Origin of the sequence: Paraburkholderia sp. BL6665CI2N2 (assembly GCF_004366535.1) — a bacterium.
GTDB lineage: Bacteria > Pseudomonadota > Gammaproteobacteria > Burkholderiales > Burkholderiaceae > Paraburkholderia.
In genome coordinates, this window is record NZ_SORC01000001.1 from 952,030 (window position 1) to 976,615 (window position 24,586).

Here is a 24,586-nt window from a genome sequence, read left to right on the forward strand (position 1 = left end):
CGAAAAATGCCAACTGCGGTGAGCGTCGCCGTGTCTGTCGTTACGTGCTGTCACATGTCTCGCAATAGCGTTGCGCGTCATGCGGCGGCCCAGCGGCGCCCGATCTCAAAGCGGCCCGGCGCCGCTGCACTATCCGTCCACCACGGCCGGCGCGCAATGCTCGCTTTCGTGCATGGCGCCGGTGCGGTACGCAGCGTCGTTCGAGTCAGCAGCGCGCGGCAGCAGGCGCGCCAAAGCGTCGCCGGCGCGCACGCCTTTGCCCGCGGGCAGCACGAAGAGCGGATTGATATCCAGTTCACGCAGGCTCGCCTGCTGATCGAGCGCCATCGTGGATAGCGCGACGATGGTCTCCACGAGCGCCTCGATATCGCCGGGCGGCTTGCCGCGCGCACCGTCGAGCATCGCGAACGAGCGCAACTCGCGAATCATCGCGTGAGCGTCCGCATGGGTGACCGGTGCGAGCCGGAAGCTCACGTCCTTCAGCACTTCGGCATAGATACCGCCGAGCCCGCACATGACCGCCGGTCCGAACGACGCGTCGTTTTCGATACCGACGATCATCTCGATCGCATCGCGGATTTCCTCCTGCACCAGCACGCCCTCGATCCTCGCGTGCGGCACATGACGGTGCGCATTCCCGACGATTTCGTCGAAGGCGGCGGCCAGCGTCGCTTCATCGCGGATACCGACCCGCACGGCACCGGCTTCGGTCTTATGCGCGATGTCCGGCGACTGCACCTTGATGACCAGTGGAAAACCGATTGCCCGCGCCAGCGCGCATGCTTCGTCACGATTCTGCGCGAGCCCGCTTTTCGGGACATCGATGCCGTAGTCGCGCAGCAGCGCTTGCGAAGCGTGTTCGGTCAGGTTCAGGTCGCCATGCTTGCCCTGACAATCGACCAGCAACGCATGGGCGTGCTCGACGTCGTAGCGACGCAAAGCTCGCGGCATCGGATCGCGCGCCTCTGCCCGCGCGCGACGCGCCTGCGCATAATCGGACAACGCGGCGAAAGCGCGTCCGCAACGCACCGGCGTCGCGTACAGAGGCACACCGTGCGCCTCGATCGTCTCGTACGCTTCGCGGGCCATGTCGCGGCGCGCATTCCAGGCGAGCATCAGCGGTTTGTCGATGCTGCCGTAGACGCGCACGATCGCCGTGGCCATCGCCTGCGCGACTTCGCCGCTCGCTGCCGCGGCCATGATCGCGATGGCGTCGATATTCGGATCGTCGGCGATGATTTGCAAGGCGTCCGCGAAAATTTTCGGCTCCGCGAGGATGCCCGCGGTCAGGTCGATTGGATTGTTCAGCGAGGCGAACGCGGGCACGATCGGCTTCAGGCGCTCGAGCGTCGCTGCCGACAACGCGGGCACCGACATGCCGCGCTCAGCGCAGGCGTCGGTGATGAGAATGCCGGCGCCGCCCGAGAGCGTGACGACCGCGATCCGCTTGCCGCGCGGCAGGCGTCCGGCTTCGAACGCGCGGGCGTAGTCGCCGAGGTCGGCGACGTCGCTCACTTCGATCACCCCCGTCTGACGGAAGGCCGTGCGATACAGCGCCGAGGCGCCGCCCAGATTCGCCGTATGCGACGCGGCGGCCTTGGCGCCGTCGGCGGTGTTGCCGACCTTCCAGGCGAGCAGTGGTTTGCCTGCGTCGAGCGCGCGGTTCGCCACGTCGACCAGCCGTCCCGCGTCTTTCAGACCTTCGATGTACGTCGCGATCAGAGAGGTGTGCGGATCGGCGATGCACGCGTCGACGAGATCGAGCAGGCTGACATCGGCCTCGTTGCCAGTCGTGATGAAGTGCCGCAAGCCGATGCCCAGTTCGTCGGCCATGAGAAGCAGCGCGCAACCGAAGCCGCCGCTTTGCGAAATCAGCGACAGGCCGCCGCGCCGATAAGCGACGCCGAAGGGTGCGCCGAATCCGGCGTAGACATTTGCGCCCGTACTGACGAAACCCTGGCAGTTCGGTCCGATCACGCGAATGCCGTGAGCCTTCGCGATGTCCGCGCATTCACGCTGCAGCGCGGCACCCGCTTCGCCGGCTTCGGCGAAACCCGAGCTATAGACGATGGCAAAGCCCACACCTTTTTCGCCGCACTGACGCAGCATGTCCGGAACGCGGCGCGCGGCGACGAGGATCAGCGCGAGATCGGGCGTGGACGGCAAAGCGGCGATGCTGTCATGGCACGCGACGCCGTCGATCTGCGCATATTTTGGATTCACCGGATAGAGCGTGCCCTGGTAACCGTGCTGCATAAGAAAGCGCATCGGCTGGCCGCTGATCGACTTCGGATCGTTCGACGCGCCAATGATCGCAATGGAGCGCGGCTCGACAAGTCGGCCGATATCGAGCGCGCCGGCGTCATGGGTTGCTGGGTTCATGGCGGTCCTCATGCTGCACACGCGGCGTCGGCGCGAACTTTCGCCTGATCTCGCTCGGCGGCGCGCCGCAGAGTGATCTTCGCGATGTTCAATTGATGAATCTGCGTGGTGCCTTCATAGATGCGAAAGGCGCGGACGTCGCGGTAAAACCTTTCGACCGCGTTGCCCGCCAGATAGCCGCGTCCCCCGAGCATCTGCACCGCGCGATCCGCGACGCGGCCGCACATTTCCGAGGCGAACATCTTGCACATCGACGCCTCCAGCGCGACATCCTCGCCGGCATCGCGCTTGCGCGCGGTTTCGAGGATCATCGAGCGCGCGGCGTAAATTTCAGTCTGACATTCGGCGATCAGCGCCTGCACGAGCTGGAATTCGGCCACGGGCTTGCCGAACTGCTCGCGCCGCGAGGTGTAGGCGACCGCTTCTTCGAGCATGCGCATGGCCGGTCCTGTGCATAGTGCGGCGAGGTGGATGCGCTGTTTGTTCAGCACCTTCATCGCGGTGCGGAAACCCATGCCTTCCTTGCCGCCGATCAGGTTGACTGCCGGCACGCGGCATCCTTCGAACACTACGTCGCCGACCGGCGAGCCCGCCTGGCCCATCTTGTCGTAAGGCGCACTGGTGGAAAGACCCGGCGTGCCACGCTCGACGAGAAACGCGGAAATGCCGCCCGCGCCTGGCGTGGCCGGCTCGGTTCGCGCCATCACGGTGAAGAGATCGGCAATCGGCGCATTGGTGATGAAGCACTTGCTGCCGTCGAGAATGTAATGATCTCCGTCGCGCCGCGCCGTGGTGCGCAATGCCGTGGCATCCGAGCCTGCATCGGCCTCGGTCAGCGCGAAAGCGCCGGTGAATTCGCCGGACGCGAGCCGCGGCAGATAGCGCTGTTTCTGCGTGTCCGTGCCGTCGGCGACCAGTGCTTCTGAACCGATGCCGGTGTTGGTGCCCACCCGAGCGCGAAATGCCACCGACGCCTGCGAAAGCTAAAACGCGCCGCGCACCAACTGCTCGGTCGACAGCCCGGCGCCGCCGAAATCGCGCGGAATGCTCCAGCCGAAATAGCCGAGCTCGCGCATGCGTTGAACGAGGTCGGCCGGTACGGCGTCCGCCTGTTCGATCTCGTTTTCACGCGGGATTGCTTCGTCGCGGACGAACTTTGCGACGCACGCGAGCATCGCGTCGAAGTGTGAGGAATGGCTGGTCATGCTTGTCTCCGTCATGTGAGTCGCTTATCTGGGTCGATTTGTGACTTCACTATCGAAGATTTACCGGCAGTCGGAGCGATTTGTTCGACTATGCAGAACAGAGTTTGGATATGCAGAACGCGGAGCGCAGAATAGGCCATCACGGAGAAGAGAGAGCAACAGCGATGGCAGCCAACAGCAAGCAGTCCGACGCGGCGGCGCTCACCGGCGATTACCTGGATTCGAAAGCGCGCTACGTGCCGGACGAATTCGACGGCGACCGCCAGTTCGCCACCACGCTGGCGCGCGGCCTCGACATCCTGCATTGCTTCACGCCGCGCGAATCGCAACTCGGCAATGCCGAATTGGCGGCGCGCACCGGCATGACCAAGGCGACGATTTCACGCTTTACCTACACGCTCACGCGGCTCGGCTATTTGCGCGTCAATCGGATGAATAACAAGTTTCAGCTCGGCTCGGCCGTGTTGTCGCTGAGTTATCCGTTGCTTGCGAGCATGAGCGTGCGCCAGATCGCGCGGCCGTCGATGAAGGAGCTGGCGGATCAGATTCGCGGTTCAGTTTCGCTCGGCATGCGTGACCGGCTCAACGTCGTGTATCTGGAAAGCAGCCGCAGCAGTACGCCGCTTGGAATGCCGGCGGATATCGGGCTGAGCTATCCGATCGTGCGAACGGCGATGGGCCGCGCGCTGCTTGCGGCGCTGCCCGCTGAGCGGCGCGAGGCGCTGTGCAATGAAATCGCGGTGAAGTCGCCGCATGAATGGAGCACCTTCCGCGAGCGCGTACTGAGCGCAATCGACTATTTCTACGAGCGGGGCTTTTGCGTGTCCTACGGCGACCTGCGTCGCGAGATCCATGCCGTCGCCGTGCCGATGAAGCCGTCAGCCGATGGCGAGATTCTCGTTTTCAATTGCGGCGTGCCTTCTTATCTGCTGAAGGATAATCAACTGGAAGGCGATATCGGGCCGCGGCTCGTTTCGATGGTGCGCAGTGTGGAAGGGGCGATGGGAATTTACTGAAAAGGACGAAACCCGGCACGCAGGCCGGGTTTCGTTTTTATCGCCGCGCTGTTGTCACCGCATGGCGGATTGAGCGTCATTCACAGGCGGGACGACCGTGACTCAACTCGAAACATAAGCTACATATGGCCCCGTCCCGCCCCCCGACGAAGCACGCCCCGAAATGCCGTAATACACATGACGGCCATAAAAGAACGGCAGACCGAAGTCGAACTGCCGGGTCATGTAGATCCCGAGATTGTTGAACGCGCTATTCCCCGAGGACGTCAGCGTCGCGGCGTTCGCGATATTGAAGCCGAGCGTCACGGTCGCCGGATTGGTCCCTGCCAGCGTCGAAGTACGACCCACGGTCGCAGCCGGGATGTAGTACCCGGACGACGTGTCGCGAGCGATCGTCGTGTCCGGAAAGAACATCACCGTCGAGCCCGAATCGAAGAACGTCTGCGTGAACGTGGTGCCGCCATAAGAGGACGTGAAGTCGCCATTCAGATCCGTTCGGAGAATCGGCGCGCCCGTGCCGTTCAGCACGTTATTGGCCTGCGTATCGATGCCGAACACGAGCGTGCCTTGAGCGGTCGCGCTGCCGCTATCCAACACCTGCGCCATTTCCAGAATCACACCGTTGTTGTCTTGCGGGAAGCGCGCGACCGGATTGCTGATCTGTTTTGCGACGGACACCGACGTGGCATTGCCGGCGTTGGTGTAATAGAACTGCGAGATCGCCGTCAGCGCACATTGCGAGCCGCAGTCCGTCGGGCTCACGCCGATGCCGAGAATGCCGTTCGCGCCGAGATCGGCCGCGCTCGCCAATTGACGGCCGACCTGGCATTCAGACGGTGCGGCAATGGTAAGCGCGGGATCGCCAATCACGTGGATCGGCACCGACGGGGCAACCTCGTTCGACAGCCCGATGTCCGCCAGATGCACCGAGCCCCATGCGTAGCCGCTGCCGAACAACGCGCATTCGGCGAGCGGCAGCCCGCTCGATTGATCCGTTTCGGCGGTGAGCGCACTGAACGTGGCATTCGGAATCGCCGAGCGCACCAGTCGCAGCCCGAACGACGCCGTATCGACGATCACGTTCGGAATCGTCGTGCAACTCGTGGCTGCGTTGGAGCCGGGGGCGCAGATCTTGACGCTGACCATGGGCTGATTATGAATGCCCGTTGCACTGACCGTGACCGACATTGTGTTGCCGGCATTGGCTGGCGTGGGCACGGCGGACGCGTCGACGGCGAGCACGTTGGGTGTCGAGTCGGTGACGAGGGGATTGGACGTCGTGTTGCCCGGGCCCACCGGCGCACTGGCGGCAACTGGTGCATTGGCCGTTGCGTTGTTGCTGGAGCCGCCACCCCCGCCGCAGCCGGCGAGACTGAGTGCCAATCCGAGCCCGAGCCCCGCGGCAATAATCCTTGCGATTTTGCGCACTGTTGTTCTCTCTCTAATGATTTTAATGAGTTACTTGATATCGTCAGCGCTCACACCTTGCGGCAGCGCTTGCGGTAAATAGGCACGGCCCACGAATGCGCCCATATGGCCGCCGGTCTCCACGACCAGCGCCGACTGATGCACGACGGCGGGCCCGTAGCCGCCGCCTTGCGTGGCGTGGGCGTCCGTGAGTGCCTGGACATAAGTCGGGAAATAAGTGGCGAGCAGCGTCTTGAGCGGCGGCATGGTCGGGCCTTCCCAGCTCAAGGCAAACACCGTATTGCCGGCGCTGATGTACTCGCTTACGACGGTGCCCGAGGGCAGCGTGGTCTGGCTCACCGTGTAATTCGCCGAGGCGGCATTGCCGCTGGCGGCGAAGCGCGCCACTGCCGCGTTATTCTGGCCGGCCGCCCCTGCGCTCGTGCTGCTGGCCGTGACCGGATAGGTCGGTGCGCCGCCCAGTGCCGCATACGCCGGAGCGGTCAGCGCTGTCAGAGCGAACGAAGCCGCGGCCGCCGCGAGTATTCGAAATTGACTCATTATCAGTTTTCGTTTTCGAAGTTTTTGGAGTTTTGGAAACACGCGCGAGCGGTCTTTAATCCCCCGAACTCGCGCGAAGCCGATATTAACGCGGGAGTGTTAAATTAAATCAGACGATTAACGGTGATAATCCGGCTCTGTTTGAAAATGAAAGCTAACGCGCATTCGGCTGCTGTTCATTTCTCGCCGAGCTTCTCGATCAGCATCGAAACGAAGGTCTCGGTTACGGGCGGCAATGTCCGGCCGCGCTTTTTGATCAGCGCGATAGGGCGAGTGAATGCGGGGTCGTCGACCGCGCGCACGATCAACTCGGGCTCCGCCCTGACTTCGCGTGCCGACTCCGGCAAGATCGTTACGCCGAGGCCGGCGCGCACCATCGCCACCGCGCTCATCATGTAGGTCGGTTCGCACGCGATCTCCGGCGTGCAGCGGGCGTTCGCGAAAGCGCTATCGACCACCGCCCGCACACTCGTGCCTTGCGCGGTCAACACGAGCGGCGCGGCGGCAAGATCGGCCAACGTGATGCGCCGCCGCCGGGCAAGCGCATGCCGTTTCGGGAACACGGCAACCAGCCGGTCGATGCCCGCATGCAGCAGCTCGAAAGCGGCATCGTCGAGCTGGCCGCCGGTCAGCCCGATGTCGACCTCTTCATTGCGCACCAACGTGTTGACCATGCTCGCGACCACGTCGCGCACATGAAAGCTCACGCGCGGCACGGCCTTCTTGATGTCCTGCACGAGTTCGGGCAAGACGCTGGCCGCGAAGGTCGGCAAACAGGCGATCCGTACCGTGCCGCTTGCGCCAACGCCCAGCGCGCGCGCGTCGATCAGCACATGTTCCATGTCATGCAGCGACTTCTGTAGCAGCGGCAGCAGTTCACGGCCGGTCGGTGTGAGCGCGACATTGCGGCTATTGCGGTCGAACAGGCGCATGCCGACCGTTTCTTCAAGCCGGCGAATCTGCACCGTCAGCGCCGGTTGCGACAGATGCAGCCGCGTCGCCGCGCGCGTAAAACTGCCCGTTTGCGCGACGGCGATAAACGCGCGGACGTCCCGAAGATTCAGATCCATGATGGTTTGTAATTGCTGCGATCAAATCATTTCAATTGATTTATAGCCGCTTCGAACTTACGCTGGATCGCAGTAAAAAACAATCTTTGGAGACAAGCACATGCTGCCACTACTGGGGCTCGCAACCATCGTCGTGCTGCTCGGCGCGATTCTGTCGAAACGCATGTCGCCGCTGGTGGCGCTCATCATCGTGCCGATTGCGGCGTCGCTTATCGGCGGCTTCGGGTTTCAGACCAGCAAGTTCGTGATCGACGGTCTCAAGAATCTTGCGCCGGTCGTCGGCATGTTCGTGTTCGCGATTCTGTACTTCGGCACCATCACTGACGCGGGCACGCTCGATCCGATCATCGACCGCATTCTGCGCGCCGTCGGCACGCGGCCCACGCGCATCGTGATGGGCACTACGCTGCTCGCGCTGCTGATCCATCTGGACGGCTCCGGCGCCGTCTGCTTTCTGGTCACGATTCCGGCCATGCTGCCGCTCTACGATCGCCTGAAGATGGACCGGCGCGTGCTGGCCGCAGCGGTTTCAATGGCGGCCGGCATCAACTTTCTGCCGTGGACAGGGCCGATGATTCGCGCCTCCGCCTCGCTGCATCTGCCGATCTCGGCGCTCTTCAATCCGCTGATTCCGGTGCAGGCGATCGGCCTCGTGTTCGTGTTCGGCATGGCGTTCTGGCTCGGCCGGCGCGAGGAAAAGCGGCTCGGTCTTACGGCCGCGAGCGGGTCGGTGCCCATGCCCAAACGGGAACTGACGCCCGAAGAACAGGCTCTGCGCCGGCCGAAAAACTTCTGGTTCAACATCGTGCTGACGCTGGTCGTGCTCGGCACGATGGTCGTGATGGGCGAGAAGATTCCGCCGGCGATCATGTTCATGGTCGGCCTGTGCGTTGCGCTGATGGTCAACTATCCGAACGTGGACATGCAGCGCAAACGGATCGACGCGCATGCCCGCGCGGCCTTGATGATGGCGGGCATTTTGCTGGCGGCCGGCGTGTTCACCGGCGTGATGCAAGGCAGCGGCATGCTGAAGGCGATGGCGCAAGCGGCGGTCGGTTTCGTGCCGCCCGCGATGGCCGGTCATATTCCCATCGCGCTTGGCTTGCTGTCGATGCCGCTCAGCATGTTGTTCGATCCTGATTCGTTCTACTTCGGCGTGCTGCCTGTGATCGCGGAAGTGGCCGGCCAGCTCGGCGTGCCTGCGGTGCACGTCGGCCAGGCCGCCTTGCTCGGCCAGATGACCACCGGCTTTCCGGTTAGCCCGCTGACACCGGCCACGTTTCTCGTGGTCGGCCTGTGCGGCATCGATCTCGCCGACCATCAGAAATTCACGTTCCCCTTGCTGTTCGGCGCGTCGATCGTCATGACGATTGCCTGCGTCGTGCTGGGGATATTCCCACTGTGAGCATCACTGAACGAACGGATGTGACCAGCATGACAGCCACTCAATTTCAACGGACCGTGCGTATCGGCGCGGGCGCGGGTTATTCCGGCGATCGCATCGAACCGGCGGTCGAACTGGCGGAACACGGCGCGCTCGATTACCTCGTCTTCGAGTGCCTCGCGGAGCGGACGATTGCGATCGCGCAACAGGCGCGCAGCAAGGACCCCGAACTCGGCTACGACCCGTTGCTCGAAACGCGCATGAAGGCGGTGTTGCCGGCCGCGTTGCGCAACGGCGTGCGGATCATTTCGAACATGGGTGCCGCGAATCCGCTCGCGGCGGCGCGCAAGACCGCGGAAATCGCGCGCTCGCTCGGTCTCGGCGACGTGAAGATTGCCGCCGTCACCGGTGACGACGTGCTCGACGTGGTGAGTCAGGGCGATTTCAGTTTCGTGGAATCCGGAGAACGTGTCGCGGACTACAAGGAGCGGCTCGTGTCCGCGAACGCGTATCTCGGCGCGAGCGCGATCGTCGATGCGCTCGCGGCCGGTGCGCAGATCGTGTTGACCGGACGCGTGGCCGATCCTTCGCTGTTCGTCGCGCCGCTGATTCACGAATTCGGCTGGCGCATGGACGACTGGCAGACGCTCGGCCAGGCGACGGTGATCGGCCATCTGCTCGAATGCGCGGGGCAAATCACCGGCGGCTATTTCGCGGACCCGGGCTTCAAGGATGTTCCTGACCTCGCGAGACTCGGCTTTCCGATTGCCGAAGTCGGGCAGGACGGCGCCGTGGTCGTCACCAAGCTCGCGCAAGCCGGCGGACGCGTCACTGAAGCGACGTGCAAGGAACAACTGCTGTACGAGATTCACGATCCGCAGCGCTATCTGCAACCGGACGTGGTCGCGGATTTCTCACAGGTTCGCGTCGCGCAGGAAGCGCCGGATCGCGTTCGCGTGAGCGGCGGGCGAGGCACGCCGCGTACGGATACGCTGAAAGTGTCGGTTGCTTATTTCGATGGCTATATCGGCGAAGGTCAAATTTCCTATGGCGGTCCGGGCGCGTTGGCGCGTGCGCGACTCGCACTGGATATCGTGCGGGAGCGGCTTGTGTTGACCGGCGTGGAGACGCGTGAATTGCGCTTCGATCTGATCGGCGTGAACGCATTGCACGGCGAAACCGCAGCTGCCGGTTACGCGGAGCCGTACGAGGTACGAGCGCGAGTGGCGGGACGCACCACCTTGCTCGCTCAGGCCGTGCAGCTCGGCAACGAGGTGGAGACGCTTTACACCAACGGTCCGGCGGGCGGAGGCGGCGTCACGAAGTCGGCGCGCGAAGTCGTCGCGGTGCAATCGGTTTTGCTGCCGCGCGAGCATGCGACGCCGGCGTTCTCGATGGTGGAGGCGTGAGATGAAATTACGTCAACTGGCTCATTCGCGTACCGGTGACAAAGGCAATACGCTGAACATCTCGGTGATCTGCTACGACGCGAAGCATTACGAACATCTACGCGCGGTACTGACGCCGGAACGCGTGAAGGCGCATCTGCGCGATGTCGTGCAGGGCGACGTGGTGCGCCATGAACTGCCCACCATTGCAGCGTTTAACTTCGTGCTCGGCAATGCGCTCGGCGGCGGTGTCACGCGTTCGCTCGCGCTCGATGCGCACGGCAAGTCGCTGAGTTCGGCGTTGATGGATCTTGATGTCGAGGCGCCTGCCTCGTAGTGCGCTGATACGTTTGCGGATGCCCTCAGGCGTCCGCTTCTTCCCAGGGCGGCACCGCCTCGATCGCGCTCGCTCGCTGGCGGGCGGCGCGGTGGTCGATCACCTCAGCATCGCCTCGATGACGCACTTCGGCGGCTTGCTCGCGATGCTCAGCCTGCTCGTGATCATGACGTTCAGCACACGTCACGCGAGCCTCAAGCACGTGCTCGACAAGTAACCGGCGCGCTGTTGAAACACAGTTGCCGCGCCGTTGAAACAATCAGTGACGGCTGTGCATCCAGCAGGCGCAAGGGTTTCAGCGCATTGCGGACTGCGGGCTCCCAAGTCTTCGGAGCCGCGGCCCGTTTTTCTCGACGACCCGCGCCTATAGATTGTCATCAACGCCAGACAGCGTTCGCAACGCTCGGCGGCAATCATTCCCCGGATCACATCGAGAGAGAAAACATCATGAGCAAGCTCTTTACGTCGGTCAAAGTAGGACCTTATGAATTCGCGCACCGCGTGGTGCTCGCACCGCTGACCCGCATGCGTGCCGAAGACGGCGCGCGCCCCGGCCGCCTGATGGCCGAGTATTACGCGCAACGCACTTCCGCAGGCGCATTGCTGATCGGCGAAGCGACGATTGCCGCCGTTGAAGGCAACGGCTACCTGGGCGCGCCCGGCCTTTACGACGACAGCCAGATCGCCGGCTGGCGCGAAGTCACCGACGCGGTGCACGCGAAGGGTGGCAAGGTCTTCCTGCAGCTCTATCACGCGGGACGTCAGTCGAACGCTGAGTTGCAGCCGGAAGGGCGGAGTCCGGTCGGCCCGTCGGAAGTGCTGCATGGCGGCGTCGCTTACACCACGGCCGGCTGGATTCCCAACACGCCGAACCGCGCCCTGGAGATCGACGAGATCGCCGGCATTGTGGAGAGTTTCCGCACCGCGGCTGAACGTGGCGTGAAGGCGGGCTTCGACGGCGTCGAATTGCACGCGGCGAACGGCTATCTGTTCGACCAGTTCCTGCAGGACGGCAGCAACAAGCGCACGGATATCTACGGCGGTTCGTTCGAAAATCGCGCGCGCCTTTTGACGGAAGCGACCCGTGCCGTGATTTCCGTGTGGGGCAGCGACAAAGTTGCCGTGCGTCTCGGGCCGAGCGGTTCGTGGGGCGATATGTCGGACAGCGATCCGGTCGGCCTTTTCAGCTACGTCGCGGCCGAACTGGCGAAGCTCGATCTCGCGTATCTGCATCTGATCGAGCCGCGCATCGCCGGCAATGTCGAAGATGAAAGCCGCAATCCGGATCCGGTCGCCGCGCAGACGATCCGCAAGCACTATGCGGGGACGATCATCGCCGCGGGTGGTTTCAAGCGCGATTCGGCGGAAGCGATCCTCGTCGACGGCGACGCCGACCTCGTCGCATTCGGTCGCGACTTTATCGCCAACCCGGATCTGCCGGAACGGCTGCGCCTTAATCTGCCGCTCAATGCATACGATCGGCCGACGTTCTTCGGCGGCACGGAAGTGGGCTATACGGACTATCCGTTTTATGAGGAAGAGGCCGTGAGCGCATAAGCTCGCTGAAGACGCGAATCAGGATGTCTCATGAAAGCCGGCATGCTCAGCATATTGCTGAATACGCCGGCTTTTTCGCGCGGGGCAGTACGCGTTGAAAGCGCCCGGGCGCCCACAGGCGTCACATTCAAGCGTGGCCAGCGCCACGCGCCGCCGCCGCGGAAACCGGAAACAGATGCTCGCTCAGATAATCGACGAAGACTCGCGCTTTAGGCGAGATCTGACGCCCGGAAGGCCACAGCGCGCGAAACACAGTCGGGGTATCCGTGTACGTTTGCAGCACGGCAACCAGCGTGCCTCCCGCGAGCTGCGCGCGTATCGTGAAGTCCGGCACGCAGGCTAGCCCCAGGTCCTGTTCGGCAAGCATGGTCAAGGGCTCGACGGCGGTGGCGATGGCCGTGGTCGGAAGGTCGATGTTCAGCAACTCGCCGTCGCGCATCAACGGCCAGCGCCGCAGTTTGTTGGTAGTGGGGAAACGATGTTGCAAGCACGCGTGTTCGCGCAGTTGCCCGGGCTCGCTGGGTACGCCGCGCTGCGCGAAGTAGGCGGGCGATCCGACGATCACATGCCGGTACGTGCCCATCGTGCGCGTGACGAGCGTCGAGTCGATCGCATCGCCGGTGCGGGTCACGACATCGAAACCTTCTTCGATCACATCGACCATGCGGTCCGAGAAGTCGATATCCAGCACGATGTCCGGGTACGTCTTCATGAATGCCGCGATCACCGGCATCATCAACGTGCTCACCATCGGCATGCTGACGCGCAGCAGTCCGCGCGGCGCGGCATTGGCGAGCGCCAGTTCGTTCTCGGCCGCCTCGATTTCTCCGATGATGCGCTGGCAGCGCGTCAGAAAGGTCGCGCCTTCGGGCGTCAACGCGATGCTGCGCGTGCTGCGGTGAAAGAGCCGCACGCCGAGGCGTCCTTCGAGCCGCGAGATCGCCTTGCCCACCGCCGACGATGAAATGCCCAACTGGCGCCCCGCTTCAGTGAAGCTGCGGGTTTCGGCGGCGCGCACGAACACGTTGAGCGAGCCGAAGCGATCCATCGCGCCGGGCGAAGCGCCGCTTTCGCCGTTCACGGTCTGCGCGGGTACGCGCGCCGTGGCTGCGGCAGGACGACCTGGCTGATCGGGCTGCGTCATGGGAAGCTCCTTGTCAGGCCCGCTGCAACACGCTGGAAATCAGCACTTCCTTCAGATTGACGACCGGCGCCGGATCGCGCTGCGCTTTGGCGAGCAGAAACGCGCCTTGCATCGACGACACGATGAACGTGGCGAGTTGCTTGCAATTCGTATCGGCTCGCACCTTGCCGTCCGGTTGGTATTTAAACCAGTACGATTGTATTTTTTGTGGGGATGAAAGGGGGGCGGGGAGCCACCGGCTAAAGGCGAATCAGCCGCTCGCCTGGCTCAACTCGTGGGCGCGGCGCAGCCGTTCGCGGCTATTGCTCAGGTGCATGCGCATGGCGGCGCGCGCATCGTCCGGGTCTTGCCGTTCTATCGCGCGATAGATCATCTGATGCTCGCTGAGCACGTTACGCAAATGCTCGATATGGTCGAGTTCCGCGATCTCCGCTGAACCCAGACGAGTACGAGGACTCACCGCGCGGCCAAGCTGGCTGAGCACGTCGAAGAAATAGCGATTGCCGCTCGCGCGTGCGATCTGCAAATGAAACTCGATGTCGTGCGCGAGCGTGTCCGTGCTGCCGCGCTCGAGTTCGGACTCGAAACGCTCCAGCGCGGCGCGCATCTGCTTGAGATTCTGGTCGGTGCGGCGTGCCGCGGCGAGTGCGGCGGACGCGGCCTCGACATCGATGCGGAATTCGATGATCGCCATCACGTCGAGCATGCTGGAGAGATCGGCGGCGGGCAACTGCATGGTTTTTTCCGTGGCCGGTTCCAGGACGAAGGTGCCGATGCCGTGACGCGTCTCGACCACCTTGGCCGCCTGCAGGCGCGAAATCGCCTCACGCACCACGGAACGGCTCACCGAAAGCTGCTTCATCATCGCGACTTCGGTGGGAATGCGGTCGCCCGGCCTCAGGGCGCCGCGGCGGATTTCATCGGAAAGGGTGGCCACCACCTTCTCAGTTAGGCTGCTCATTTCTGTGGCTGGTTGATTGTTCGGCTGGAAATGCGCACGTTGCGCGTGCGAGTCGCGACGTGTGACGTTCGGTATAGCCATCATAGCGTTTGTCCGGATGAGAACGATTTGATTCTCGCGTTGGCGATGGTTTGCGTGGACGAGGTTCGGCTGCGGCGTGTGCGCCGGAGAGCACGCTAATCTCCAAGGAGGTCGGACGTCCTATTTAATGTTATCTCCTTTTCTGCTCGATGCCACGTTCCGCTTGGGAGCGGCCTAAACGGCGTGATTGCAGGGTAAACACGGCATTGGAAAGCATGAAGTAAACACGGTAGACTGTCGTCAGACAACGTATCACGCGTTTGGCGCGCGAATCAGCGCTCCTGAACGCGCCGTGTTGCGCTCGATCAGGCCGCGTGAGCGGCCGAAACTGGAGACAATCTTGACGTCTGCTCTCACCACCGCCGCCGATCCGCTCGAATCAGCGGTCTCCAAGGTCAAGCGGCACGTGCTGCCGCTGTTTCTGATCATGTTCATCGCGAACTACATCGACCGCGTGAACATCGGCTTCGTCAATTCGCACATGCAGACCGATCTCGGTATCGGTGCCGCGGCTTACGGCCTCGGCAGCGGTCTGTTCTTTATCGGCTATGCGCTGTTCGAAGTGCCGTCGAACGTGTTGATGCAGAAGTACGGCGCGCGCGCGTGGCTCACCCGCATCATGGGCACATGGGGACTGGTCGCGGCGGCGATGGCGTTCGTCTGGAACGACACCTCGTTCTACGTGTTGCGCTTTCTGCTCGGCGTTGCCGAAGCCGGCTTCTTTCCCGGCGTGGTCTTTTACTTCACGCAATGGCTGCCGCAGAAGGAACGGGGCAAGGCGGTAGCGGTATTTCTCGGCGGTTCCGCGCTTGCCTCGGTGTTGTCCGGTCCGATCACCGGCAGTCTGCTGTCCATTCGCGGCTTCGGTTTGCACGGCTGGCAATGGATGTTTCTCGTCGAAGGCGGTTTTTCGATCGTGTTGTGCGCGGTGAGCTGGACGCTGCTGAAGTCGCGTATTCGCGATGCCTCGTGGCTCACGGCTGAAGAGCAGCATGTGTTGCAAACGTCGATCGCGGCGGAGCAGGCCGAACGCGAGGCGCATGGCGGCGCGCATCTGCCGGCCTTGAAGCTGCTCAAGGATCCGCAGATTCTGCTGTTCTGCTTCCTGTATTTCGCGATTCAATTGACCATCTACGCGGCCACCTTCTGGCTGCCCACGATCATCCGCAAAATAGGCGGCCTGTCCGACTTCGAAGTCGGCATGCTCAACGCGATTCCGTGGCTTATCGCCATGTTCGCGATGTACTGTTTCGCGTTGTTGTCGGCGAAATGGCGCTTCCAGCAAGCGTGGCTCGCCGTGGCGCTCGTCATCGCAGCGTGTGGGCTGTTCGCTTCGACTTCCGGTGATCCGGTGCTGTCCTTCGTGGCGATCTGTTTCTCGGCGATCGGCTTCAAGGCGGCGGCTTCGCTGTTCTGGCCGATCCCGCAGGGTTATCTCGACGCCCGCGTGGCCGCGGCGGTGATCGCGCTGATCAACTCGGTGGGCAATCTCGGCGGGTTCTTCGCGCCGGCGGCGTTCGGTTATCTGCAGCAGCATACCGGTTCGATTACCGGCGGCCTGTACGGCCTCGCGGTGGCTTCGTTGATCGCGGCGGCGGCCGGTTTCCTCGCGCGCAACCGGCGCGTGAATCACGCCGCGCTGCCGGAATCGCTCCAGCATAAAACTCACTGACTACACTGATTGACAGAGCCGCCCAGTATGCGTCACGTCATTGCCAGTTTCCGTCCGGTGCCGCTATCGAGCGCGCTCGCAAAGCGCCTCGATTTCCGCCGCCCGGCTCACTAACTCATCGGGTCCAACCTCATGTCCACGAAACCTTCCGAATCGAACGCTACGCCGGTCGTCACTGAACTGCGTGTCGTGCCCGTTGCCGGGCGCGACAGCATGTTGCTCAATCTGAGCGGCGCGCACGGCCCGTTCTTCACGCGCAATATCGTCATTCTGCGCGACAGCGCGGGACACACCGGCGTCGGTGAAGTGCCGGGCGGCGAGAGTATCCGTAAGACTATCGACGACGCGCGTCCGCTCGTCGTCGGTCAGTCGATCGGCAATCTGCAAGCGGTCCTGAACAAGGCGCGCACGCAATTCGCCGACCGCGACGCCGGCGGCCGCGGTTTGCAGACCTTCGATCTGCGCACCACCATTCACGCGGTGACCGCGCTCGAAGCCGCGCTGCTCGATCTGCTCGGTCAGCATCTCGGCGTGCCCGTCGCCGCATTGCTCGGCGAAGGCCAGCAACGAGACGAAGTGGAAATGCTCGGCTATCTGTTCTATATCGGCGACCGCAAGAAAACCGATCTGGAATATGCGAGCGGCGCCGAAGGCCGCGACGACTGGGAGCGCGTGCGTACCGAAGAAGCCATGACGCCCGAGGCTGTGGTGCGTCTGGCCGAAGCCGCGCAAGCGCGCTACGGCTTCAACGACTTCAAGCTCAAAGGCGGCGTGCTGTCGGGCGACGCCGAGATCGAAGCCGTCACCGCGCTCGCCGAACGTTTCCCTAAAGCCCGCGTCACGCTGGACCCGAACGGCGCCTGGTCGCTCGCCGAAGCGGTGCGCCTGTGCCGCGATCAGCACGACGTGCTTGCCTACGCGGAAGATCCGTGCGGCGCGGAAAACGGTTATTCAGGCCGCGAAGTGATGGCCGAATTCCGCCGCGCGACCGGCCTGCCGACGGCGACCAACATGATCGCGACGGACTGGCGCCAGATGGGTCACGCGATCCAGTTGCACTCCGTGGATATTCCGCTTGCCGATCCGCATTTCTGGACCATGCAGGGCTCGGTGCGCGTCGCGCAGATGTGCAACGACTGGGGCCTCACGTGGGGCTCGCACTCGAATAATCACTTCGACATTTCGCTCGCGATGTTCACGCACGTGGCCGCCGCCGCGCCCGGCAAGATCACCGCGATCGACACGCACTGGATCTGGCAGGACGGCCAGCGTCTGACGCGAGAGCCGCTGCGGATTGTCGGCGGCAAGGTCAAGGTGGCGCAGGCCGCGGGGCTCGGTATCGAACTCGACATGGACGAGATCGAAAAGGCGCACGCGCTTTATCAGCAGCACGGCCTGGGCGCGCGCGACGACGGCGTGGCCATGCAATACCTGATTCCGAACTGGAAGTTCGATAACAAGCGTCCGTGCCTGGTGCGCTAATCCAATCATGATCCGGGTGGCGGCGCGAATCACCGCGCGCGCCCACCACGCCTGACGCCTTAAACGCTATACACGCCATGACTTCACCTCAAGAACTCAGAACCATCGTTTCCGAAGGGCTGCTGTCCTTTCCCGTGACCGATTTCGACGCACACGGCGAGTTTCGCGCCGACACCTATGCTGCGCGCCTCGAATGGCTCGCGCCCTACGGTGCGACTGCGTTGTTCGCCGCGGGCGGCACGGGCGAATTCTTTTCGCTGACGAAAGCCGACTACACGAACGTGATCCGCACGGCGACCGACACCTGCCGGGGCAAGGTGCCGATTCTCGCGGGCGCGGGCGGCCCTACGCGCGTGGCGATCGAATACGCGCAGGAAGCCGAACGTCTTGGCGCAAGCGGCGTGCTGCTGATGCCGCATTATCTGACCGAAGCCTCACAGGAAGGCATCGCGGCGCACGTCGAGCAGGTGTGCAAGGCCGTGCCGAACATCGGCGTGATCGTCTACAACCGGGCGAATTCGAAGCTGAACGCGGACATGCTCGAACGTCTCGCGGACCGCTGTCCGAACCTGATCGGCTTCAAGGATGGCGTGGGTGAAATCGAAGCGATGGTAACGGTTCGCCGGCGCCTGGGCGACCGTTTCTCGTATCTCGGCGGCCTGCCGACCGCGGAAGTTTATGCGGCGGCGTATAAGGCGTTGGGCGTGCCGGTGTATTCATCGGCGGTGTTCAACTTCATTCCGAAGACGGCGATGGAGTTTTACCGCGCGGTTGCCGCCAACGATCATGCAACGCAAGGCAGGCTGCTCGACGAGTTCTTTTTGCCGTATCTGGCAATCCGGAATCGTCGCGCAGGTTACGCGGTGAGCATTGTGAAGGCGGGCGCGAAACTGGTAGGCCACGACGCCGGCCCGGTACGCGCACCGTTGACCGATTTGACAGAAGAAGAAATCGCGCAACTCGATGCGCTGATCAAAAAGCTCGGCGCGCAGTAAGCGGACGCTGGATTTGCGCCAATACAACGCCGCGATGTTCGCGCGGCGTTTGTCTCGACGGTTCGAACAGGTCTCCACGCGGCCTGCGCCGAGACCCGTCGCCGCCTTCAGCTCTTGCGAAACACCACGTGAGAGATCCGCTGCACCAGCAACGCGGCCGCCAGTGCAGCGACCGCCGTCAGCCACACGCCGATGTGAATCGACTGCACCAGCGCATCGCGCGCCGTGTCGATCAACGCGAGCGTATTGAGCCCTGATGGCTTCATATCCGCGATCAGCTTCAGACGCGACGCTTCGTCGATGAGAATGCGCAGGTCGACGAAGCGAGGCCGCCATTGCGACGCGGCCGGCTCGCCGATCACGCTCATCGTGCGCGTGACCACGTCGCGGTAATGATGCTGCACCACCGTCGCGACAATGCTCGTGCCGAGCATCCCGCCCACCATGCGCGTGGATTGCAGCAGCGCGGTCGTGATGCCGAAGCGCTCGCGTCCGGCAATTTCCTGGGCGAACACATTCAGATTGTTGAGGATGAAGCCGAGGCCGATGCCGACCGCGGCCATCGGCAATTCGATCCAGACGTGCGGTGTGTCCGGATTCGCAAACGCCAGCGCGATGGCGGCGAACAGCAGCAGCGCAAAACCGATCGACAAAATTTGCGTGGGCTTCTTCATGTGAATCACGATGCGCGTATTCAGCAGACTGCCGAGCGCGATACAGGCGGCGATGGGCGTCGCCAGCAGGCCGGCCTGTTGCGGCGACAATCCGAAGCCGCCTTGCAGCAGCAGCGGCGCGAAGAAAATCAGCGAGAACATCACGAAACCGGACAGCATGCCGAGCGTAAAGAGCGTGACGAGTTGCGGGTCGTTGAACAGGTCGAGCGGAATGATCGGGTGGGTAGCGCGCTTTTCGCAGATCAGTAGCGCGATTGCGCCCGCGATCACGCAAGCGGCCAGCGTGAGATTGCCGGCGGTCAGGCCGTTTTTTCGGCACGGCTTCGATAAAAGCCTGCAGGCCGCCGAGCACCGCCGCGACGAGCGCCGCACCGAGCCAGTCGATTTTGACTTCGCCTTCATGCGCACGCCGGAAGGCCGGCAGATGTGCCCAGATGAAATACAGCGCTGCCGCACCGACCGGCAGATTGATCAGAAAGGTCGAGCGCCAGCCCCAGTGTTCGCTCATCCAGCCGCCAAGGGACGGTCCCGCCGCGGTGCCGATGCCGTACGCGGCGGCCATCACCACTTGCCAGCGCACTCGCGCGCGCGGATCGGGAAACAGATCGGGAATCGAGGCGAACGCGGTGCCCACCATCATCCCGCCGCCGACGCCTTGCAAGCCGCGTGCGATCACGAGAAAGAGCATGTCGTTCGCGACGCCGCAGAGCACCGACGCCACCGTGAACGTGATCACCGCGGCGATCACGAAACGCTTGCGGCCGAAGTAGTCGCCGAGCCGCCCGAATACCGGCACCGTCACCACCGAAGCCAGCAGATACGCGCTGGCGATCCACGCGTAGTACTCGAAGCCATGCAGCTCGGCGACGATTGAAGGCAGCGCGGTGCTGACGACCGTCTGATCGAGTGCGACCAGCATGTTGACGAGGCCGATGCCGAGCATGGCGAACAGGGCGTTGCGGAACGGCAGGGCAGTGGCGGTCGGATTCACGGATCTGGGGGCAAGGCGTTTCAAGGCGGACGCTGCGCGGCCGGCGCGGGTCAGGGTCTTGACGACGATGTCCTCTAGTTGTCTGACCTCTTGCAACGGATTATACGGGTTTCCCCTTAATCAAAACTATTCGCTGGGATGTCAGGACAGAAAAATGCCGTGCGCGGGCGGCACGGCATGGTGAGTGGGTGAGGCGGCAAGAGGCGCTTGAGTCGCGCGCAAGCCGGGCGGCCCCACGCATGATGCAGTCTCAGCGTCAGGCGAAACTCGGACTTTTGCCGAGCGCCATCGCCATTGCTTGCAGCGCGACGAGATAGCCGTTCGCGCCGAGTCCGCAAATCACGCCGGTGGCCGCGCGCGAAATCAGCGAATGGCGATAGGTTTCGTCGCGCTTGTGGATGTTGGTGATGTGCAGTTCGATCAACGGTCGCTCGATCAGCTTGACCGCGTCGAACACCGGCACCGACGCAAACGAAAATCCCGCCGGGTTGATGATCACCGCGGCATCGCGCTCGAACGCTTCCTGTAGCCAGTCGACCATGGTGGCCTCGCTGTTGGTCTGGCGGAACTCGCACTGAAGCTCCAGCCGGACCGCGAGCGCCTCCACCTGCTGCTGGATTTGCGCCAGAGTAGTCTTCCCATACAGATGCGGCTCCCGCTTGCCGAGCATGTTGAGGTTCGAGCCATTCAGTACATATACGAGTTCAGTCATTGTTCGATCGCCTGTTTGCAAAATTTCCATGATTCAGCGCGACGCCGCAGCGCCGCGCGTATTACGTGCGGTGGCTGTTGCTCACACTCGCCGTCGCGAATTCCGCTTCGCCCGTGACGGCCGCCGTCGAGTCGGTGCGGTTCATGTCGATGCCGAGCGTTTCGCGCGCTGTCAGGATCATCACGAGCGAAATCACGTTGAAGACCACGCACACGGCGACGACGCCCCACGGCGAGCCGTTGCACACGGAGAAGAGCCACACGGCCAGCACCGGCATCGGACCGCCTGCCACCAGATTCGCGCCGGTATAGGCGAGCGCGGAGCCGGAGTAGCGCACATTGGTCGGAAACGCTTCGGCGAACGCGACCGGCTGAATGCCGCTTTGAAACTGCGTGAAGCCGAGGAAGAAGCCCATCGCCGCGAGCATCGGCACAAAGCTTTTGGTGTCGAGAATCTGGAAGTACACGAAGAGCATCAGCAAGGTTGCGATTGAACCGATCGCAAGCGCCTTCTTGCGGCCGATCTTGTCGCTCAGCATGCCGCCGGCAAGCGCCCCGACGATCGCGCAGACATTTGCGCCCATCAGCAGCAGAAAGCCAGTTTGTTTAGGGATGGCGAGCGTCTTCGTGATGTAGCTGAGCGAGAACACCACGATCAGGTAGAAGATCGCCGCGGGTCCGCAGAAGAACAGCATCCAGCGCAGCACGGTTCTCCAGTGCAGCCGCAATGCATCGCGCAGCGGGCTGCCCACGCGTGCGACTTCCGTTTTACGCAGCGCGACGAAGGCGGGCGTCTCGCTGACTCGCAAGCGGATATACACGCCGACCACCACGAGGATGAAGCTCAGTATGAAAGGAATGCGCCAGCCGTACGAGTCGAATGCCTGCGCCGACATCGTGGATGACAGCAGAAGCAGCACGCCGTTGGCCATGATCTGACTGAGCGGCGAGCACAGACCTAGCAGCCCGGAGTACTTGCCGCGCCGGTCGGCGCTGGCGTGTTCGATCGCCATCAATTGCGCGCCGGTCGACTCGCCGCCCAGCGCGAAGCCTTGCAGAATGCGCAACAGCACCAGCAGGACCGGCGCCCAGACGCCGATGCTCGCGTAGGTCGGCAGCAGGCCCATCAGCATCGAGGCGAGGCCCATCACCGTGACGGTGCCGAGCATGAGGTTGCGTCGCCCGAGCTTGTCCCCCAGATGGCCGCAGATGATCGCGCCGAGCGGCCGCGCCGCAAGTCCCACGCCGAAGGTCGCGAGCGAGGCGAGCAGGGCGGAGGTCGAATCCATCGACGGGAAAAACAGCTTGGGTAAAACCGTGGCGGCCAATGCGCCGTAAAGCGTGAAGTCGAACCACTCGAGCGCGGTGCCAACGGCGGCCGCCGTCACCGCTCGCGTGCGCATCGCAGCATGCGTGCCTTGTTGTGTGTCCTGAATCATGTTGTCTCCTTAACCGTCGCCGCACGGGATGCAAGTCGCTAGCGATGAGCGCTGCTGACCGTTTCCCGCTCTCTTGTCTGATCGATGAACTCGGGGCGCTCACTCGCTGTGTGCTTCGCGCCGCCTTGAAACCAAGGTTAGCACCCCTAGGTGGGATGCCGTTCCAGGGTAGAATTTCATCTCATAATGTGCAAAACTGGCTGCGCGAATACCTCACAAAAGATGGAGACCGGCATGCCTGGCGTTACGGAACGCACCCTCGCGGTACTCGAATTTCTCGCCGCGCAAATGGAGGGCACGCCGCTCGCCATGATCGCGGACGAGCTCGATATTCCGCGCAGCGCATGCCATCGGCTGCTCGTCGATCTGAAGCAATGCGGTTATGTGCGGCAGTTGCGCGAGCATGGCGATTACGTGCTCACTACCAAGCTCGTCGGCTTGGGGCTCGGGTTTCTCGCGACGTCCGGCATCGTCGACATCGCGCAGACGATGCTCGACCGGCTCGCCGAGACATCCGGCGAACTGGTGCGGCTGGCAATCGTGGACGGCGACCGGCTGACGTGGGTCGCGAAAGCGCAAGGCGCATTAAAGGGCTTGCGCTACGACCCGGACATGGGCATGGACACGATCCTTTCGTGCAGCGCCACGGGCCATGCATGGATGATGACGATGACCGACGAACGCGCGCTCGAACTCGTCTCGCGGCAAGGCTTCGGACAACCGAAGCAATACGGTCCCAACGCGCCGACCACGATCAGCGGCCTGCTGAAGTTCGTGCACGCCGCGCGTGAAAAAGGCTACGCGACGATCAACGAGGTGTTCGCCCCCGGCATGACGGCAATGGCCGCCCCCGTGCAGCGGCGCGGCTATCCCGCGATGGGCGTGATCAGTATTGCCGGGCCGCTCGTGCGGCTCGACGAAAAACGCATGGCCAGCCTCGGCTCGACACTGCTCGCGGCGGCCTCGGAACTCGCCGCCGCGAGCCATGCGTCACCTCTGTTCAATCGAGGCCGCTAGCCGCGTACGCGTATCGCTGGGAATGATGCGCTCGGCCTTCAACCGCTCGAACAGCGCGAAGAACGAGTCGGGCGTGCTCTGGTAATCGAGGAAGCCTGCCTGCCGGCTCTTTGTCATATCCGTGAGCACTTCCATCGGCCGGCCGAGGTCAGCGTCGGTGTGCCACCACGAGGCGAGCTTGCCGATATCGGCCTCCTTCAGATCGAAGCGCGCGGCGATATCGGCCCATGCCTTGCCGGCGTCCTGCATGCGGCTTTCGAGCGGACGTGGTTCGCCATCGAACGGTACGGCTTCGATCCCGAAGTAGCCGGCGATTTGCGACCACATCCATTTCCAGCGGAACACGTCGCCGTTGACCACGTTGAAGTCTTCATTGCGCGCTTTCGCGGACGTGGCGGCCCACTCCAGGTGACGCGCGAGCAGCCGCGCGTCGGTCATGTCGGTGAGGCTGTTCCATTGCGCCTCGGAGCCGGGGAAGATGAACGGCTGGCCAGTCTGCTTGCACAAGGTTGCGTAGACGGCGAGCGTCACGCCCATGTTCATTGCGTTGCCGAGCGCGAAGCCGATGATCGTATGCGGACGATGCACGCTCCAACTGAAATCGTAGCGCTGCGCAGCGTCGAATAGACGGTCTTCCTGCTCGTAGTAAAAGTTATCGACCGGCTGGCGCCCCTGTTCCTCGCGAAACGGTGTGATGGGCACGGCACCGGTCGCATACGCTTCGAACGGGCCGAGGTAATGCTTCAGTCCTGTCACGAGCGCGGCATGTTCGAGCGTGCCCGATGGACCCACGGCGTCCATGACGTGACGCACCATCGCGCCGTTCACGAGAATGTTGTCTTTCTCAGTTGCCTGCCGCGACCACGCGGTCAGGAACACATGACTGAATGCTTTGCCCGCGAGTGCTTCGCTGACGGACTCGGCCGATTGCAGATCCGCCGTAATCGATTCGATCGCCGGCGACACCGGCGTGCGCCCGCGCGAAAGTCCGGCGACGTGCCAGCCGTTCGAAAGCAGCTGGTCCGCGAGATTGCCGCCGACAATGCCGCTCGCGCCGATGATGAGTGCTCGTTTTTCCATAGGAGTAAAGCTCGGTAAGGGATGGCTGCTGC

20 protein-coding genes and 2 pseudogenes are annotated in these 24,586 nt (G+C 63.2%); 10 read left to right on the top strand and 12 right to left on the bottom strand.

Features of this window, described 5'->3' with window-relative positions; genetic code table 11:
• Positions 1-129 precede the first annotated feature (129 nt).
• Together B0G81_RS04180 and B0G81_RS04185 are read right to left on the bottom strand one after the other, a co-directional pair.
• Positions 130-2,382 carry an acetate--CoA ligase family protein gene (locus B0G81_RS04180; RefSeq protein WP_134133630.1) on the bottom strand — a complete coding sequence of 751 codons (2,253 nt, stop codon included), beginning with the start codon at positions 2,380-2,382 and terminating at the stop codon, positions 130-132.
• A gap of 8 nt (positions 2,383-2,390) precedes the next feature.
• Positions 2,391-3,587: pseudogene (locus B0G81_RS04185) on the bottom strand (acyl-CoA dehydrogenase family protein).
• Between the two features lie 164 nt (positions 3,588-3,751).
• Between B0G81_RS04185 and B0G81_RS04190 the strand changes: the two are divergent.
• Entirely contained in the window at positions 3,752-4,603 is an 852-nt protein-coding gene (locus tag B0G81_RS04190; RefSeq protein WP_181916845.1) for an IclR family transcriptional regulator, read from the top strand.
• Positions 4,604-4,705: 102 nt separating this feature from the next.
• Here B0G81_RS04190 and B0G81_RS04195 read toward each other — a convergent pair whose 3' ends face one another.
• The 3 genes from B0G81_RS04195 to B0G81_RS04205 all read right to left on the bottom strand — a co-directional run bounded on the left by B0G81_RS04195 (position 4,706) and on the right by B0G81_RS04205 (position 7,641).
• Positions 4,706-6,031 carry a DUF3443 domain-containing protein gene (locus B0G81_RS04195; protein ID WP_134133631.1) on the bottom strand — a complete coding sequence of 442 codons (1,326 nt, stop codon included), beginning with the start codon at positions 6,029-6,031 and terminating at the stop codon, positions 4,706-4,708.
• 30 nt (positions 6,032-6,061) lie between these two features.
• A complete protein-coding gene (locus B0G81_RS04200; protein WP_243856351.1) occupies positions 6,062-6,571 on the bottom strand; it encodes a DUF2844 domain-containing protein in 510 nt (169 codons plus the stop codon).
• Between the two features lie 176 nt (positions 6,572-6,747).
• The gene (locus B0G81_RS04205) at positions 6,748-7,641 is read right to left on the bottom strand and encodes a LysR family transcriptional regulator (RefSeq protein WP_134133632.1); all 894 of its coding nucleotides are present in this window, start codon (positions 7,639-7,641) and stop codon (positions 6,748-6,750) included.
• A gap of 100 nt (positions 7,642-7,741) precedes the next feature.
• Here B0G81_RS04205 and B0G81_RS04210 point away from each other — a divergent pair, with 100 nt between their 5' ends.
• From B0G81_RS04210 to B0G81_RS04230, 5 genes are all read left to right on the top strand, one after another.
• On the top strand, positions 7,742-9,046 hold the full coding sequence (locus B0G81_RS04210) for a citrate:proton symporter (RefSeq protein WP_134133633.1): 1,305 nt from the start codon (positions 7,742-7,744) through the stop codon (positions 9,044-9,046).
• A 29-nt stretch (positions 9,047-9,075) separates the two neighbouring features.
• Positions 9,076-10,434, top strand: coding sequence for an acyclic terpene utilization AtuA family protein (locus B0G81_RS04215; protein WP_134133634.1), 1,359 nt, complete (start codon positions 9,076-9,078; stop codon positions 10,432-10,434).
• 1 nt (position 10,435) lies between these two features.
• The gene (locus B0G81_RS04220) at positions 10,436-10,750 is read left to right on the top strand and encodes a hypothetical protein (protein WP_116146229.1); all 315 of its coding nucleotides are present in this window, start codon (positions 10,436-10,438) and stop codon (positions 10,748-10,750) included.
• A gap of 19 nt (positions 10,751-10,769) precedes the next feature.
• Positions 10,770-10,967 carry a hypothetical protein gene (locus B0G81_RS04225; protein ID WP_208328505.1) on the top strand — a complete coding sequence of 66 codons (198 nt, stop codon included), beginning with the start codon at positions 10,770-10,772 and terminating at the stop codon, positions 10,965-10,967.
• A gap of 230 nt (positions 10,968-11,197) precedes the next feature.
• Positions 11,198-12,307 carry an alkene reductase gene (locus tag B0G81_RS04230; protein WP_134133635.1) on the top strand — a complete coding sequence of 370 codons (1,110 nt, stop codon included), beginning with the start codon at positions 11,198-11,200 and terminating at the stop codon, positions 12,305-12,307.
• A gap of 127 nt (positions 12,308-12,434) precedes the next feature.
• Here the strand turns inward: B0G81_RS04230 and B0G81_RS04235 are convergent, their stop codons facing one another.
• The 3 genes from B0G81_RS04235 to B0G81_RS04245 all read right to left on the bottom strand — a co-directional run bounded on the left by B0G81_RS04235 (position 12,435) and on the right by B0G81_RS04245 (position 14,412).
• Positions 12,435-13,451, bottom strand: a complete 1,017-nt coding sequence (locus B0G81_RS04235) for a LysR family transcriptional regulator (RefSeq protein ID WP_347877440.1) — start codon at positions 13,449-13,451, stop codon at positions 12,435-12,437.
• Between the two features lie 13 nt (positions 13,452-13,464).
• A complete protein-coding gene (locus B0G81_RS04240; RefSeq protein ID WP_208328506.1) occupies positions 13,465-13,614 on the bottom strand; it encodes a hypothetical protein in 150 nt (49 codons plus the stop codon).
• Between the two features lie 87 nt (positions 13,615-13,701).
• Complete coding sequence (locus B0G81_RS04245; protein ID WP_106279158.1) at positions 13,702-14,412, bottom strand: FadR/GntR family transcriptional regulator; 711 nt, start codon at positions 14,410-14,412, stop codon at positions 13,702-13,704.
• Positions 14,413-14,833: 421 nt separating this feature from the next.
• Between B0G81_RS04245 and B0G81_RS04250 the strand changes: the two genes are divergently transcribed.
• The 3 genes from B0G81_RS04250 to kdgD all read left to right on the top strand — a co-directional run bounded on the left by B0G81_RS04250 (position 14,834) and on the right by kdgD (position 18,642).
• A complete protein-coding gene (locus tag B0G81_RS04250) occupies positions 14,834-16,165 on the top strand; it encodes an MFS transporter (protein ID WP_116123014.1) in 1,332 nt (443 codons plus the stop codon).
• Positions 16,166-16,297: 132 nt separating this feature from the next.
• A complete protein-coding gene (gene gudD, locus B0G81_RS04255) occupies positions 16,298-17,647 on the top strand; it encodes a glucarate dehydratase (RefSeq protein WP_134133636.1) in 1,350 nt (449 codons plus the stop codon).
• 77 nt (positions 17,648-17,724) lie between these two features.
• The gene (gene kdgD / locus B0G81_RS04260; RefSeq protein ID WP_134133637.1) at positions 17,725-18,642 is read left to right on the top strand and encodes a 5-dehydro-4-deoxyglucarate dehydratase; all 918 of its coding nucleotides are present in this window, start codon (positions 17,725-17,727) and stop codon (positions 18,640-18,642) included.
• Positions 18,643-18,749: 107 nt separating this feature from the next.
• Here the strand turns inward: kdgD and B0G81_RS04265 are convergent.
• From B0G81_RS04265 to B0G81_RS04275, 3 genes and pseudogenes are all read right to left on the bottom strand, one after another.
• Positions 18,750-20,259, bottom strand: a pseudogene (locus B0G81_RS04265) (MFS transporter).
• Between the two features lie 304 nt (positions 20,260-20,563).
• Entirely contained in the window at positions 20,564-21,019 is a 456-nt protein-coding gene (locus tag B0G81_RS04270) for a type II 3-dehydroquinate dehydratase (protein ID WP_134133638.1), read from the bottom strand.
• 61 nt (positions 21,020-21,080) lie between these two features.
• The gene (locus B0G81_RS04275; protein WP_116123016.1) at positions 21,081-22,457 is read right to left on the bottom strand and encodes an MFS transporter; all 1,377 of its coding nucleotides are present in this window, start codon (positions 22,455-22,457) and stop codon (positions 21,081-21,083) included.
• Between the two features lie 234 nt (positions 22,458-22,691).
• On the opposite strand from B0G81_RS04275, the gene B0G81_RS04280 reads away from it, so the two are divergent.
• On the top strand, positions 22,692-23,474 hold the full coding sequence (locus B0G81_RS04280) for an IclR family transcriptional regulator (RefSeq protein ID WP_116123017.1): 783 nt from the start codon (positions 22,692-22,694) through the stop codon (positions 23,472-23,474).
• Here the strand turns inward: B0G81_RS04280 and B0G81_RS04285 are convergent.
• The gene (locus tag B0G81_RS04285) at positions 23,448-24,554 is read right to left on the bottom strand and encodes an SDR family oxidoreductase (RefSeq protein ID WP_134133639.1); all 1,107 of its coding nucleotides are present in this window, start codon (positions 24,552-24,554) and stop codon (positions 23,448-23,450) included. The genes B0G81_RS04280 and B0G81_RS04285 overlap by 27 nt on opposite strands.
• Between the last annotated feature and the right edge of the window lie 32 nt (positions 24,555-24,586).